Below are 12,955 nucleotides of genomic sequence, written 5' to 3'. Positions count from 1 at the left end.
CCCGCTACGCACCCCGAAACCGGAAGAGCCCATAAACCCGCAAGAAAAACAGGGTTTTACCTGGAATCTTTAACAATAAGTACACAAGCGCGAGGGAACTATAGATTTCCTGGAATCGACCACTCTGTGAGATACTGATCGTTTTCCACACGTAGGGAGTGGGGCGGTGCGGCGAGACGTCGCCAAGCAGGGCGTGTCCAGCGCCGTTTTATACAGTCCTAGGTTGTTCCCCCAGGCGCCGAGGACTGCGCCCCCTAGCTTGTATCTCCTAGGATTCCTCGTGGACCAAATCCGAGCCGCCGGAAGAGTTAGAGTCACCTTCCTCGTTGAGGTTCTGCATGAGGTTGGCCTCCATCCAGGCACGCACGGCCGCCTCAAAGTCCTCGGAGTCTTCCACTTCCTGTACGACTTCATCAAGATCCTGCGTGGTGAGGAACTTGGTGAAGGAGGCTATCTCCAGCTTCTCATCGCGGTTGAATAGCCCATCCTGGTAGACCACGACGTAATTCTGTGGAAGCTCCGGCTTTGAATTAGGGCAGCCTTCGGCACCGGCAGGCTCCACCACGGAGACTTCCGGTGGCAGCGAGGCCATGAGCGCGACGTGGGTGCGCTCCAAAAAGTCCACGTCCTTGGTGCCTTCTTCCTTGGCAGCCACGTAGTCCTTGGAAATCGCGCGGGCTTCCTCCGGGTTGTAGACGCTTAAGAATTCACCCGTGCAGCCCACGAAGAAGTTGCCGTTAGTGCTGACCCCGCTGATGTGCTCCCCTCCTTGACGCACCAGCTTTGGCTTCTGAGAAACGGTAGCCGCGCGTCCCTCATCGCGCAGGGTCTGGCGGTAGATCTCCGCCAGCACGCGCTGCTCATGGGATGTCGGGTCAATCATGATGGTGATAGGCGCCGAGTTCACTGGGTTCGGATCCGGCTTGGGTTCATACCCAGAGCAGGCGCTTAACGACGCCCCCGCAACCCCCACCAAGGCCACCCCAACAACGCGGGCGAAGGTGCGGGAATGTGCAATAAGGCGGGGCATCAGAATCAGGCGCATTCTTTCTATTCAACCGGACATGCAGCACACATGTCGCTGTTCTTAAAGTTCCTCAGTCCGCAGCGCTGGGCCGCAGCATCTGGCTGAATCTTACACACCTCGCTGGCCAGACGGCGGTGTGGCTCTCCGCGGTAGCACGTGACTAGACTAATGCGCGTTATGACTAGCGCTATTACTGAATCTTCCGTTCGCGACGCGCTTAGCCGCGTCGATGACCCAGAAATCGGTCGCCCCATTACCGAACTCGGCATGGTGAAGTCCGTGACTGTTAACGGTTCGGACGTGGACATCGAGCTTTATCTCACCATCGCCGGCTGCCCGATGAAGGGCACCATCGAGTCCAATACCCGCGCGGCCGTGGCGGAACTCGACGGTGTCGGCAACATCAACATCTCGATGACGCCGATGAGCGACGAGCAACGTAAGGAGCTCAAGCAGAAGCTGCGCGGCGGGCAGGCCGAGCCGGAGATCCCCTTTGCCAAGCCCGAGTCCACCACCCGCGTGTTCGCGGTGGCCTCCGGCAAGGGCGGCGTGGGCAAGTCCTCCGTCACGGTGAACCTGGCCGCAGCCTTGGTCAACAAGGGACTCAAGGTGGGCATCGTGGACGCCGATATTTACGGCCACTCCGTCCCCAGCCTGCTGGGTTCCACGGCGGGCCCCACAGTGCTTGACGACGAAATGCTGCTTCCCCCCATCTCCCACGGCATCAAGCACATTTCTATTGGCCAGTTCGTGGAGGGCAATGCGCCGGTGGTCTGGCGCGGGCCGATGCTCCACCGCGCCCTCCAGCAATTCCTCGCGGACGTCTTCTGGGGTGACTTGGACGTGCTCCTGCTCGACCTGCCGCCGGGTACCGGCGACGTTGCACTGTCGGTGGCCCAGCTCATCCCCAATGCGGAGCTGCTGATTGTGACCACCCCGCAGGCGGCCGCGGCCGAGGTTGCCGAGCGCGCCGGTTCCATCTCGCAGCAAACGCGCCAGCGCGTGGCCGGCGTGATTGAGAACATGGGTGCGATGGTCATGCCGGATGGTTCCACCATGGATATCTTCGGCTCCGGCGGCGGCACAGTAGTGGCCGAGCGCCTCAGCGTGCTGCTGGGCCACGAGGTTCCCCTGCTGGCCAGCATCCCGCTGGATCCGAGCCTGCGCGCGGCTGGCGATGCCGGAACCCCCATCGTTATTTCCGCGCCCGACTCCCCCGCCACCCAGGCCATCAACAAGGTGGCCGATTCCATTGCCGTACGCTCCGATTCCCTCGTGGGCAAGAAGCTTGGCTTGGGTGTCACCCGCAAGGGCTAAATAACCCTTAGGTGACGTCCTCCCAGGAGGAGCTGCCCTCGCCGGTGGATGCATTTCCGCCGCGCGGGGGCTGTGTCGTTTTAGCCGCCTTCTCCCCCGCCGGCTGCTGGGCGCCAAGGTCCGGATAGACCTGCGAATAATCGAAGGTCGGCCGGCCAGTGTTCTGCTCCGGCGCTGGCTGTGCCGGCCCCTGCTGGTTATGCGCGGGTTGGTTGTTTATTTCCGCGTCATGCTCATACGGGCTGGTGCTCTTCTTGATGTCCTCAGCCATCTTCTTCGGGTTGAAGTCGTCCCAGGCGGAATCGTCGCCGTCGAAAAGCGCCTTGGTAATCACCCCGCGCGGGCCCATGCGCGTCCACTCCGCCGCCTGGCTCAGGGGCACCCGGAGGTCATCGAACTCCGCGCCGAGACCGCTCATCTCACCGTTGAGCTCCGCCTTGGCGTTCGCAATGGCCTTGCGCGCCGCGTAGATAGCCGCGCGGACGTCCATGATCACGCCGGGCAAGCGCTCAGGGCCGATGATCACCAGCCCCAGCAGCACGATGACAATGATCTCTACCCAACCAATTGAGGAAAACACGAAACTATCTTAACTACTTCGCTAGTGATGACAGGGCGACGGGCGCGCGGAAGGCTTCGGTCTCTTGTTAGCCCCGCTGGTTGTGCCGGATGGCGCGCACAACCATCTCCACCTTGTCCAGGAAATCCTGACGTGGCTGGTGCGCAGGCGCTTCCGCATCCGGCCCGGGCCCTACGCCCTGATGGGCGATGCCAGCGAGCTTTGCCATGAGCGAGTCCGGCGCCTTAACGTGGGATTCCACGCTGCATTCACGAACCCACTCGGCGGCGTTGCGCTGGTGGTGGATTTCTGCCCGGCATTCCGGGCAGTGCACGAGGTGGATGCGTACGCGGTGGGCATATTTGGCTGGCATCTCGCCGTCGACGAAAGCGACGACCGCCTCGGGCCCCAAATGGCCGATAGTATCTGCCCGCTGAGCGCGGGCCTTTGCCTTATCGCGGACTTTGGCTTGGGCCTCGGTGAAGAACCCGGACAGACTCAGGGACTGGCCGTCGCTGCTATGTCCTTCTTCTTTCACCTCAACGTCACCTCACCTCAGTGCGCGCTCCTCTGCCCTAGGCGGCAGAATTCTCGCGGTCTCAGACTTAAACGCTGCCCAGTCTAGCGCGTACGCAGCAGGCTGCGGGTGTCTGCGTTGCTCTCGGCTTCCTTCTCCAGAGCGGCACGCAGCTGGGAGCGGCCGCGGTGGATGCGGGAGCGCACGGTGCCCATCTTGACGCCGAGGGTTTCGGCGATTTCGTCGTAGCTCATGCCCACGACATCACAGAGAACCACGGCCACGCGGAAATCCGGTGCGAGGTTATCGAGCGCGGACTGCAGCGCCGGATCCAGGTTAGCTACCGAATAGGCCTGCTCCGGGGTCATGTCGGTTCCGGGGACGCGCTCATAATCCTCCGGCAGGGCCTCCATGCGGATCTTGGAGCGGTGGCGGACCATATCCAAGAAGAGGTTGGTGGTGATGCGGTGCAGCCAGCCCCCAAAGGTTCCCGCTTGGTACTTATCCAAAGAACGGAAGACGCGCATAAAGGTCTCTTGGGTGAGGTCTTCAGCATCGTGCTGGTTGCCGGAGAGGCGGTAAGCCAAGCGATAGACATCATCGGCGTGCTCGGCCACGAGTTCACCCCAGGAAGGCATATCGGCCTGGCCGGCGTCGAACGCAGCGGTTCCGGTCAACTTCTCAGTTTCAGCGCTGGCATCATGGCTGCCAGTGGCGGAGGAATCGGTGGAACGGTGAGCGGGCTCAAACTCGCGCTGCTGTGTGGTCATGCCGAATATCTTTCTATAGTGCGCGGCGAAACTCCAGCCACGGCCCTGTGAGCAACCTGTGAATCCGTCACACCGCTTACATGGGCTTCTTGCGTCACAGCTGAGGAGAGTTGCGGGCGATTCTCGGCACGCAGCTGTGGCGATTTCACTATGGTTTTCTTTTGTGACTACTACGGCTTATGACGCAATGCGAACCTACATCGAATCCACCAGCGAGGTCTCCGAGGTTCTCGCCGGCGCCCGCGCCCACGCGGAGGAGTATGGCCTGCCAGCACCGGATGAGGCAACCGGCCAGTTGCTCACCACGCTCGCGGCGGTTTCATCCGGCACTACCTCGCGGCCGCAGGCGGTGGCGATTACTCCCGCAGCATCCGTCGTGGGCCTCTATCTGCTTGCCGGCATGCCGGAGAACGGAATCCTCACCTGCATCGATCCGGAGGCAGAGCACCAGGCCAGCGCCAAGCGAACCTTCCGCGAGGCCGGCTACTCCCCCAGCCGCGGCCGTTTCTTACCCTCGCGCCCCCTCGACATCATGGGCCGCCTGGCCAATGACACCTACCAGGTGATCTACGCCGAGGTCCCAGCGCTCGATATGCCTGCGCTGCTCAAGGCCGCCTGGCCGCTGCTGCACCAGCACGGCACTTTGGTGCTGGCCAATGCGCTTCTCGACGGCACCGTGGCCGACCCCTCCCGCACCGACCGCGACACCGCCGCTGCCCGCGAGGCCGACGAGGTTGCCCGCTCCCTCGAGGGCGCGGCCGTGACGCGCCTGCCCTACGGCGCGGGCCTGACGCTCATTACCAAGCTGTAGCCGCCTTCTGAAACTGCCCGATCTGCCAAAACCATCGCCTGTTTTTCGATCGGCTCGGAGACTTTCGTCATTTAGGACACCGTTGGTTTAGCCACTGATACGTCTCCGAGCTAAACCCCGACATGTGTCGCCGGTGGCCTTTTTGCGCCGACTTTTTACTCCTTCTCCGTTCCCACCCCCGCCCTTCGCGCTCACCATGGGGCTTCACGAGGCGGGCCGCGCACTTTCGGTGAGCGCGAAGGGTGTGTTGGTGCAGGATTGTGGTGTTGCACGGGTGTGTTGGTGCAGGGTGTGGTTGTGCCGCGCGTGATGTTGCAGGGTGTGGTTGTGCCGCGCGTGTTGTTGCAGAGTGTGCTGTTGCTGGGAGTGTTGTTACGCAGGCTCCTGAAGCAGCCCGGAACTCGTCGGCGACATCAAAGCCACGAAAAGCGGGCGTGGAGTGGACTTCAATCCACCCGCACGCCCGCTTAAACTACTGTGCTGTCTCGCGGCTTAGACCTTTACGTTCTTACCCACGACGACCACGCCGCCTTCGGAAACCTTGAAGCGCTCCTCATCGCGCTCGCGGTCCACGCCGATGATCGCACCATCGCTGACCACCACGTTCTTGTCCAGGATGGCGTGGCGGACCACCGCGCCGCGTCCAATGCGCACGCCCGGCAGGATGACGGAGCCTTCCACCGTCGCGCCATCGGCCACGTGCACGTCCGAGGAGAGCACAGAGTTGCGCACCGTACCGCCGGAGACAATGCAGCCCGGAGCCACCATCGAGGACTGCGCGATACCGTTCTGCACGAACTTCGCCGGCGGGAAGTTCGAGTCATCCGTGGAGTGAATCGGCCACGAACGGTTGTACAGGTTGAAAATGGGGTGCACCGAAATCATGTCCATGTGTGCCTCATAGAAGGAGTCGATGGTACCGACATCGCGCCAATAGCCATGGTCACGCTCCGTGGAGCCGGGCACCTCATTGGCCATGAAGTCGTAGACGTGTGCCTGCTCGCGCTTCACGAAATAAGGAATGATGTTGCCGCCCATGTCATGCGCGGAGTCCTCATTCTTTTCGTCTTCCAGCAAAGCGTCGATAAGCGCCTGCGTGGTGAAGACGTAGTTGCCCATGGAGGCGTAGGTCATGTTCGGGTCATCCGGGGTTGCCGGAGGATTGGCAGGCTTCTCGACGAACTCCGTAATCGTGCCCATCCCATCCGCCTGGATGCAGCCAAAGGCCGAAGCCTCCGAACGCGGAACGCGGATGCCCGCCACCGAGCAGTCCAGTCCCGTCGCGATGTGCTCCTCCACCATCTGGGCCGGGTCCATGCGGTAGACGTGGTCGGCGCCAAAGACGATGACGTAATCCGGCTTCTCGTCGTAGATCAGGTTTAGCGACTGCAAAATGGCATCGGCCGAACCGTTGTACCAACGCTTACCGCGGCGCTGCTGGGCGGGTACGGAGGCGATGTACTGCGGAGTCGGGCCAGACAGGTTCCACGCCTGGGAAATGTGGCGGTCCAAAGAGTGGGACTTGTACTGGGTTAGCACCGCAATCTTGAGGTATCCGGCGTTAACGAGGTTGGACAGCACGAAGTCGATCAGGCGGTAGGAGCCGCCGAAAGGAACGGCGGGCTTAGCGCGGTCTTCCGTCAGCGGAAAGAGGCGCTTTCCCTCGCCGCCGGCAAGGACAATGGCAAGGACATTAGGAAGGCTTCTCACACCACCCAACTTATAGACATTTTCCGCATCGTGCAGTAGAAGTTTGCGTGTTTTTACCCCCTTTAACCTCCCTCACTCAGCTTGCGTGCTTCCTTCGTGTTTGCGTCCCAACGCCGCTGCGCGCCGCGCTCGTGGCGCGCGGTAGGAAGGTTTAGCGCGCGCTGCGGAATGTCCGTATTCTGGCGAGTATGAGAGCCGGAATTTTTTCTAAGGAGTATCCGCCGGAGATTTACGGCGGAGCTGGCGTCCATGTTGCAGAGCTCACCCGTTTCATGCGCGAGATCATCGATGTCTCCGTCCACTGCATGGGGTCTGAGCGCGACGAGAAAGACGTTTTTGTCCATGGCGTTGACCCCGCATTGAAGGATGCCAACGCTGCGCTGCAGACACTGTCTACGGGTCTACGCATGGCCAACGCCGCCTCCGACATCGATGTGGCTCACTCGCACACGTGGTACACGGGCCTTGGTGGGCACCTCGCCAGCCGGTTGTACGGTATCCCCCACGTGGTTACCGCGCACTCCCTCGAGCCGCACCGCCCGTGGAAGCGCGAGCAGCTGGGCGGCGGTTATGAGGTCTCCTCTTGGTCGGAGAAGAACGCGATGGAATACGCCGACGCCGTCATCGCCGTATCTGCCGGCATGAAAGATTCCATCTTGGATGCCTACCCCCGTATCGACGCCGATAAGGTGCATGTGGTCCTCAATGGCATCGATACGCAGGTGTGGCAGCCGGGTGAGTCGGCGGTGCTGGATAAGTTGGGCGTCGACAAGCAGCGTCCCGTCGTTGCCTTCGTGGGCCGGATTACCCGACAGAAGGGCGTGAAGCACCTGCTCAAGGCGGCCCAGAGCTTTGACGAGGATATCCAGCTCGTGCTGTGTGCGGGCGCGCCGGATACGCCGGAGATTGCGGCGGAGACCGAAGCCCTCGTGGAGGAGTTGCGCTCCAAGCGCGATGGTGTGTTCTGGGTTAAGGACATGCTGTCCCGCGAGGAGATTAAGCAAGTCTATTCCGGTGCCGATGTGTTCGTCTGCCCGTCGATCTATGAGCCGCTGGGCATTGTTAACCTCGAAGCCATGGCTTGCGGCACCGCGGTCGTAGCCTCCAATGTGGGTGGCATCCCAGAGGTCGTCGTGGATGGTGAGACCGGCGTTTTGGTCAATTACGATGCCGCTGATGAAGCCACCTTTGAGGCTGATCTCGCCGCCGCCGTGAATCGAGTGGCAGCGGACAAGGAACTGACGCAGCGCTATGGCAGCGCCGGTCGCCAGCGCGCGATTGATGACTTCTCGTGGGCTACCATCGCGCAGCAGACCGTGGACATTTACCGTTCGTTGATGTAGGAAGGACTGCCGTGACTCTTAACGAACCGCCTCATCGCCCAGAACTTCATTTCGTTCCCGATACCGGGTTGCTCGACGCCCCCGCGGGAATCGTCCGCGACGGTAACACGTGGCACCTGTTCCACCAATACCGGACCGCGGCTGACCAGCCCGCACGCTGGGGCCATTCCACGTCCGAAGAAACAGCTTTTGAGTGGCTGGACTGCGACGACGTCCTCGCCCCCGTAGGCGGAGAGCTGTCGCTGCGTGCTGGCTCCGTCGCGGAGGGCAAGGACGCGCTCAACTTGTATTTCACCTCGGTGACCTCGGTGGGTACGAGCGTGCGCCTAGCGCGCTACACCGACTACGCCGATGAGTGCGTCGTCTCCGATGACCCTACGGCGCTCGACCCAGATGTCGTCCGCTTCGGCGAAGCTGTCGGCGCCAGCACCAATCACGACCGCTTCCGCTCTCCCTCCGTGGTCCCAGATTGGGCCAAGGAGGACCGCGAGGAAGGCCACGATGGCTGGCTCATGCTTGCGCTGACCGGGCACTCTGACGCGCCGGTGCCGGTGATCCTGGATAGCCCCGACGGCGAATCCTGGACGCTCCTTGGACCGTTGAGTTTCGATGGCGACCCTGGTTTCGAAGAGGGCGAAGTTCCGGCTACCTCCCCCATCCCGCCAGTGGTCTCGCCGCGCTTGGTGCGCCTGCGCGACGAGGTCGATAGGGAAATCTACGATGTGCTCTTCGTGACCTTAGAGCGCGAGGGCCGCGATGTTTCCGGCTATATTGTGGGCCGCCTTGATGGCACAGTGTTCACCGTGGCGAAGGGTTTCCAGCGCGTGGACTTTGGCCACGATTTCTCCCGCCCGCGCAACACCAACACCACGACCGGAACGATTCCGCAGGAGCGCCGCTACGACCGCGCGGTCATCCTCGGTCTGCTTAACGGCAACGGTCGCGGTGACGACGCCACCAAGCACCCATCCTGGGAGGCGGAGGGCTGGGCTAATAGCCTGTCGCTGCCGCGTGCGGTCACGCTGCAGGGCGGTGTGCTGTACCAGACCCCACCGGAGGGTCTGCCGGATGCGGTGAAACTCTCCGACTATGCCCAATCCTGGACTGGTGTTTTGGAGGTTCCGGAAGGCTCCGCCGTGACCGTCACGCTGAAGGACAGTAACGGTGATGCCGCCGCTGTCATCCGCCACACCGGCTCCGAGATCAGCCTGGATCGCTCCATGTCGAAGGCCTTTGATCACTACTTCAAGGACTCTGCTCCTGCGGTGACCCAGCTGGCTGAGGGCGATTCGGACACTCTCACCGTCATCCAAGACGGCGCCAGCGTTGAGGTCTTCGTCGACGGCGGATTGGTGGCCATGAGCTCTCGTGTCTACTTCGAGGGCGGGTGCTCCGCCATCGAGGTCAGCACGGAGGGCGAGGCTGTCATTGAGCAGTCGTGGAGCCGAAAGGGCACCAAGCGCTCCTAATCGCATCGCGCGTGTGCTGAACCATAAGAAGGAGGACCGGGATGACTCGGTCCTCTTTTTAATGCGCTCCCCTACCCTTCGCGCTCACCGTGGACCCCAAACAGCCGCCGCGGGCGCTGCCGGTGAGCGCGAAGGGAGATTAGCGAGGATGCCCTCGAGCGCCAGCGGGACCACGCAGCTGACGCGCGTCACTCAGCCAGGCCGGGCCTCACTCCGCCCTTCGCGCTCACCGTGGGCTTCAGACAACCGTCGCGTGCACTGCCGGTGAGCGCGAAGGGAAGTTTTGGTAGCCGCGCGGCGTCAAGGCCGGACCGGGGATGTAGCCATGAAATGCTGAGGATGGGCCACAGCTGCAGCTTTGAAGCGTTTAGGCCAGAAATGCAACCAGCATGCGGCCGAGAATAAAGCCGCCTATTAAGCAGAGCGCAGACGGTCCAGACGAGCGTGCGCCGTCACGGTCAGGGTTTGCGGCAGAGAGGCCATACGCTCGGCCAGCTCTTCCGGGCTGATGTGGCGCGCAGAAGGGCTCATTCCCACCTGCGCAGCGATGGATGCCTTGTCGAGGACGATGGGGAAGGAAATATCGACCGGGTCGGCCGCCTGCTCAAGGAAACCTTCCGCCTGCGCGTAAAGGCGTTCCACCTTTCCTTCCTCGACGCCGAGGATGCCCAAAGGCTCCCGCAGCTCATCGAGGTGGCCAGCCTGCGGAGTCAGCACAATAACCTCCCCGCCGGGGGCGAGCACGCGCTGGAATTCCGCCGGGTTGCGCGGGGCGAAGACGACCGAGATGGCGTGAATCGAATCATCCTTCAGCGGCAGACGCTCCCACACATCCGCGACCACAGCACCGACGCGCTCGTGCGACTTGGCCAGGTGCTTGGCCGCATGCGTAGAGATATCCAGGCCCACGCCACGAGCGCCCTCAATCGAATCGAGAGTGTGGGCAAGGTAGTAACCCGTGCCCGCGCCCACCTCAAGGAGCGCGGGGGCGGTGTCCACATCCAGGCCAGCCGCGTGCTCAGCCGCATCCTGGGTTTCCAAAGAGTCCTGGACCGCGCCGGTCACTGCCTCCACGAAGGGCGCGAAGTGCCCCATGGCCAGGTAGGTCTCGCGGGCGGTAACCATCGCGGCATCGTCGCCCTGATGTTTCAGGCCCGCGCCGGCTGCCAGCGTGACGTAGCCCTGCTTGGCCACGTCATAAGAATGGCCGGTCTCCGACACGAGGCGAGAAAAATCATCCGCGCCCTGCAGGGCGCTGCCATCGGCGGGATCGGCCAGAATATCGACGATATGTGAAAGCATGCTCCTAGACTAGCTAGAAACTGCTACGAGGAGTGAACCCAGCTCCGCTGCTTCTTCTTTACTGAGCTCAATGACAATGCGCCCACCCCCGTCAGAAGGAATGCGCATCACGATCTTGCGGGACTCCTCTACCGCTTCCATCTCTCCACCAGTGGTACGGGGCTTCATCGCTGCCATATTGAGTCTCCTTCGACTATTTTTAGAACGTCCTTCTAGTCTAGCTCTTTTTCGGCCGACAGCGGCAGGCTCGTTGCCTCACCCGCGGCGGAAGGTTCCGCAGAATCATCTGCAGAACCGTCAGAAGCCACCGACTCAGCGCCCAGGCGACGCTCCACGGCGGCCAGCAGGGCGTCCACTTGGTCCTGGCGGTAGCCGCGTGTCACGACGTCGAAACGCAGGTCGTCGAAGCGCCCCTCCTCAAGGGCGCGGAGATTCTCCTCGTTGGTATCCACGGCCGTATCGGGAGCCTCCATCACGGTCCCCCGACCCACGATGGTTCCCCACGCCCATGTGCCAATGATGACGAGGGCAATAAGGACAACGATAAGAAGAATCCAGGACATCATGCGCTAAATCTTACCCAGCAGCGGCGGACGTTGGGCAACGGGGCCAACCACGCCCGCGCGGGAGAGGATGGTGCGCGCGACAACATCGGCCATCGGGGCTAGCTCCTCGAGCGGGCGGTTGCGGTGGGCGCGGGTGCCCAGGTCCACCTCGGCGATGGCGTGGGGGCCATAGCGCTTGGCGACGTCTATCAGCAACCCCGCCTCCACCCCGTAGCCCGCCACAAAAGGCAGGCCCAGGGCTGTCTCGCGGCGAATCGCGTACTCCCCGCCCAGAGGTTGATCGATGTGCGCGAGCTCGGGGAAGAACATGCGCAGCAGCGGCTTGGCGCTCAGCTCCGTAACTCGCCCGCCACCGGTGGGCTGGCCGTTCAGGCTGCGCGCATAGCGCGCCTTGACCAGCTGCACGTGGGGATCCACGAAAGGCTCGGTCAGCGCGGTAACCATGCCGGGCGCAGCAGATTCCAAATCCGCGTCGATGAACACGACCACCTCACCACGGGCCGCGGCCACCCCGCGCCACAGGGACTCGCCCTTTCCCGGACGCGGTTCCTCGTCCAGCACCTCGCGCCAGTTGCACACCCGCGCCCCGGCCGCGGCGGCCCGGGCGGCGGTCTCGTCGGTGGAATCGGCGTCGATGACGATGACCTCTAAAGGCTCATCCGCCAGACAGGCGCGCACGACGTGCGCGACGGTGCGCTCCTCATTCAGCGCAGGGATGACCACAGAAATGCTCGGAAACATGCCTTAGGCCAGCCCCCGCGTCGTCGCGAGCGGCGCCATGTGCCCCTGAATGGCAGCGGTCATGCGGATGACATCGAGCGTCGGGCCCACCTCATGCACCCGAAACGCCGCCACGCCGCGCGCTGCCGACCAAGCCGTCGCTGCCAGGGTGCCCGCGACGCGCTGGTCGACGGCTCGGTCGAGGGTCTCGCCCACAAAGTCCTTATTCGACAAGGCCATGAGCACCGGCCAGCCCGTTGCCACAATCTCATCGATGCGCCGCAACAGTTCCAGACCGTGGAAGGTGTTTTTGCCAAAGTCGTGCGTGGGGTCGATGAACGTCAGCTCCTCCGGGCAGCCGAGGTCGGCGGCGCGCTCCGCCAGTCGCGCAGTCTCGGCGATGACGTCGGCGACCACGTCGTCGAAATGCACACGATGCGGGCGGGTGCGCGGGGTCACGCCGCCGGTGTGCGAGCACACGTAACCCACCTTGTGGTGGCCAGCCACCTCGATGAGCTCTGGATCCCAGCCGGCCCACGTGTCGTTGACCAGCCCGGCGCCCGCGGCGATAGCTTCCTCTGCGACCTCGGCGCGCCACGTGTCCACGGAGATCAGCGCCTCCGGGCGGCGACGGTGCAGCTCCGCGATAGTCGGCACGACGCGCTCGATTTCCTCGGCCGCGTCGACGTGCTCACCCGGGCCGGCCTTGACGCCGCCGATGTCGATGATGGAGGCGCCGTCGTCAAGCGCCTGCTCAGCACGCTGGATTGCGGGGTCGAGCTCGAAGGTGGCGCCCTTGTCGTAGAAGGAGTCCGGCGTGCGGTTCACAATCGCCATGACCCGC

At 63.0% G+C, this 12,955-nt stretch carries 14 protein-coding genes; 4 read left to right on the top strand and 10 right to left on the bottom strand.

Annotation, left to right across the window (positions count from 1 at the left end; all coding sequences use genetic code 11):
* Positions 1-268: 268 nt before the first annotated feature.
* A complete protein-coding gene (locus tag HMPREF2635_RS08945) occupies positions 269-1,045 on the bottom strand; it encodes a hypothetical protein (protein WP_070821620.1) in 777 nt (258 codons plus the stop codon).
* Positions 1,046-1,204: 159 nt separating this feature from the next.
* Here HMPREF2635_RS08945 and HMPREF2635_RS08940 point away from each other — a divergent pair, with 159 nt between their 5' ends.
* On the top strand, positions 1,205-2,344 hold the full coding sequence (locus tag HMPREF2635_RS08940; RefSeq protein WP_210401603.1) for an Mrp/NBP35 family ATP-binding protein: 1,140 nt from the start codon (positions 1,205-1,207) through the stop codon (positions 2,342-2,344).
* A gap of 7 nt (positions 2,345-2,351) precedes the next feature.
* Here HMPREF2635_RS08940 and HMPREF2635_RS08935 read toward each other — a convergent pair whose 3' ends face one another.
* The 3 genes from HMPREF2635_RS08935 to sigE all read right to left on the bottom strand — a co-directional run bounded on the left by HMPREF2635_RS08935 (position 2,352) and on the right by sigE (position 4,190).
* Positions 2,352-2,924, bottom strand: a complete 573-nt coding sequence (locus HMPREF2635_RS08935) for a twin-arginine translocase TatA/TatE family subunit (RefSeq protein ID WP_070700806.1) — start codon at positions 2,922-2,924, stop codon at positions 2,352-2,354.
* A gap of 67 nt (positions 2,925-2,991) precedes the next feature.
* Complete coding sequence (locus HMPREF2635_RS08930) at positions 2,992-3,441, bottom strand: anti-sigma factor family protein (RefSeq protein WP_049154393.1); 450 nt, start codon at positions 3,439-3,441, stop codon at positions 2,992-2,994.
* Between the two features lie 83 nt (positions 3,442-3,524).
* The gene (gene sigE, locus HMPREF2635_RS08925) at positions 3,525-4,190 is read right to left on the bottom strand and encodes an RNA polymerase sigma factor SigE (RefSeq protein WP_046648302.1); all 666 of its coding nucleotides are present in this window, start codon (positions 4,188-4,190) and stop codon (positions 3,525-3,527) included.
* Positions 4,191-4,353: 163 nt separating this feature from the next.
* On the opposite strand from sigE, the gene HMPREF2635_RS08920 reads away from it, so the two are divergent.
* Positions 4,354-5,001 (top strand): O-methyltransferase, encoded by a 648-nt coding sequence (locus HMPREF2635_RS08920; RefSeq protein WP_046648301.1) that lies wholly within the window; start codon positions 4,354-4,356, stop codon positions 4,999-5,001.
* A 492-nt stretch (positions 5,002-5,493) separates the two neighbouring features.
* Here HMPREF2635_RS08920 and glgC read toward each other — a convergent pair whose 3' ends face one another.
* Positions 5,494-6,711, bottom strand: a complete 1,218-nt coding sequence (glgC, locus tag HMPREF2635_RS08915; RefSeq protein ID WP_046648300.1) for a glucose-1-phosphate adenylyltransferase — start codon at positions 6,709-6,711, stop codon at positions 5,494-5,496.
* A gap of 188 nt (positions 6,712-6,899) precedes the next feature.
* On the opposite strand from glgC, the gene glgA reads away from it, so the two are divergent.
* Positions 6,900-8,054, top strand: coding sequence for a glycogen synthase (gene glgA / locus HMPREF2635_RS08910; RefSeq protein WP_070821618.1), 1,155 nt, complete (start codon positions 6,900-6,902; stop codon positions 8,052-8,054).
* Between the two features lie 11 nt (positions 8,055-8,065).
* Positions 8,066-9,523, top strand: coding sequence for a GH32 C-terminal domain-containing protein (locus HMPREF2635_RS08905; RefSeq protein ID WP_070821617.1), 1,458 nt, complete (start codon positions 8,066-8,068; stop codon positions 9,521-9,523).
* A gap of 414 nt (positions 9,524-9,937) precedes the next feature.
* Here the strand turns inward: HMPREF2635_RS08905 and HMPREF2635_RS08900 are convergent, their stop codons facing one another.
* From HMPREF2635_RS08900 to folP, 5 genes are read right to left on the bottom strand one after another with little or no spacing between them, the layout of a single operon-like run.
* Positions 9,938-10,825, bottom strand: a complete 888-nt coding sequence (locus HMPREF2635_RS08900) for a methyltransferase domain-containing protein (protein WP_046648297.1) — start codon at positions 10,823-10,825, stop codon at positions 9,938-9,940.
* Positions 10,826-10,834: 9 nt separating this feature from the next.
* Positions 10,835-11,002, bottom strand: a complete 168-nt coding sequence (locus tag HMPREF2635_RS08895) for a DUF3117 domain-containing protein (RefSeq protein WP_010187237.1) — start codon at positions 11,000-11,002, stop codon at positions 10,835-10,837.
* A gap of 35 nt (positions 11,003-11,037) precedes the next feature.
* A complete protein-coding gene (locus HMPREF2635_RS08890; protein ID WP_049154387.1) occupies positions 11,038-11,391 on the bottom strand; it encodes a DivIVA domain-containing protein in 354 nt (117 codons plus the stop codon).
* Positions 11,392-11,394: 3 nt separating this feature from the next.
* Positions 11,395-12,132, bottom strand: a complete 738-nt coding sequence (locus tag HMPREF2635_RS08885) for a glucosyl-3-phosphoglycerate synthase (protein WP_070821616.1) — start codon at positions 12,130-12,132, stop codon at positions 11,395-11,397.
* A 3-nt stretch (positions 12,133-12,135) separates the two neighbouring features.
* Positions 12,136-12,948 (bottom strand): dihydropteroate synthase, encoded by an 813-nt coding sequence (folP, locus tag HMPREF2635_RS08880; protein WP_210401604.1) that lies wholly within the window; start codon positions 12,946-12,948, stop codon positions 12,136-12,138.
* Positions 12,949-12,955: the final 7 nt, after the last annotated feature.

Source organism: Corynebacterium sp. HMSC035E02 (assembly GCF_001836065.1).
In the GTDB taxonomy this organism is placed as follows: domain Bacteria; phylum Actinomycetota; class Actinomycetes; order Mycobacteriales; family Mycobacteriaceae; genus Corynebacterium; species Corynebacterium hiratae.
The sequence above is the reverse complement of the archived record's forward strand: the minus strand, read 5'-3'. Positions and strand labels throughout refer to the sequence as shown.

What these genes read in the sequence shown, in the direction of transcription:
- glgA (WP_070821618.1), top strand. Translation starts at nt 6,900, where the DNA reads ATGAGAGCCGGAATTTTTTCTAAGGAGTATCCGCCGGAGATTTACGGC.
- HMPREF2635_RS08895 (WP_010187237.1), bottom strand. Translation starts at nt 11,002, where the DNA reads ATGGCAGCGATGAAGCCCCGTACCACTGGTGGAGAGATGGAAGCGGTA.
- HMPREF2635_RS08945 (WP_070821620.1), bottom strand. Translation starts at nt 1,045, where the DNA reads ATGCGCCTGATTCTGATGCCCCGCCTTATTGCACATTCCCGCACCTTC.
- sigE (WP_046648302.1), bottom strand. Translation starts at nt 4,190, where the DNA reads ATGACCACACAGCAGCGCGAGTTTGAGCCCGCTCACCGTTCCACCGAT.
- HMPREF2635_RS08940 (WP_210401603.1), top strand. Translation starts at nt 1,205, where the DNA reads ATGACTAGCGCTATTACTGAATCTTCCGTTCGCGACGCGCTTAGCCGC.
- HMPREF2635_RS08890 (WP_049154387.1), bottom strand. Translation starts at nt 11,391, where the DNA reads ATGATGTCCTGGATTCTTCTTATCGTTGTCCTTATTGCCCTCGTCATC.
- folP (WP_210401604.1), bottom strand. Translation starts at nt 12,948, where the DNA reads ATGGCGATTGTGAACCGCACGCCGGACTCCTTCTACGACAAGGGCGCC.
- HMPREF2635_RS08885 (WP_070821616.1), bottom strand. Translation starts at nt 12,132, where the DNA reads ATGTTTCCGAGCATTTCTGTGGTCATCCCTGCGCTGAATGAGGAGCGC.
- HMPREF2635_RS08900 (WP_046648297.1), bottom strand. Translation starts at nt 10,825, where the DNA reads ATGCTTTCACATATCGTCGATATTCTGGCCGATCCCGCCGATGGCAGC.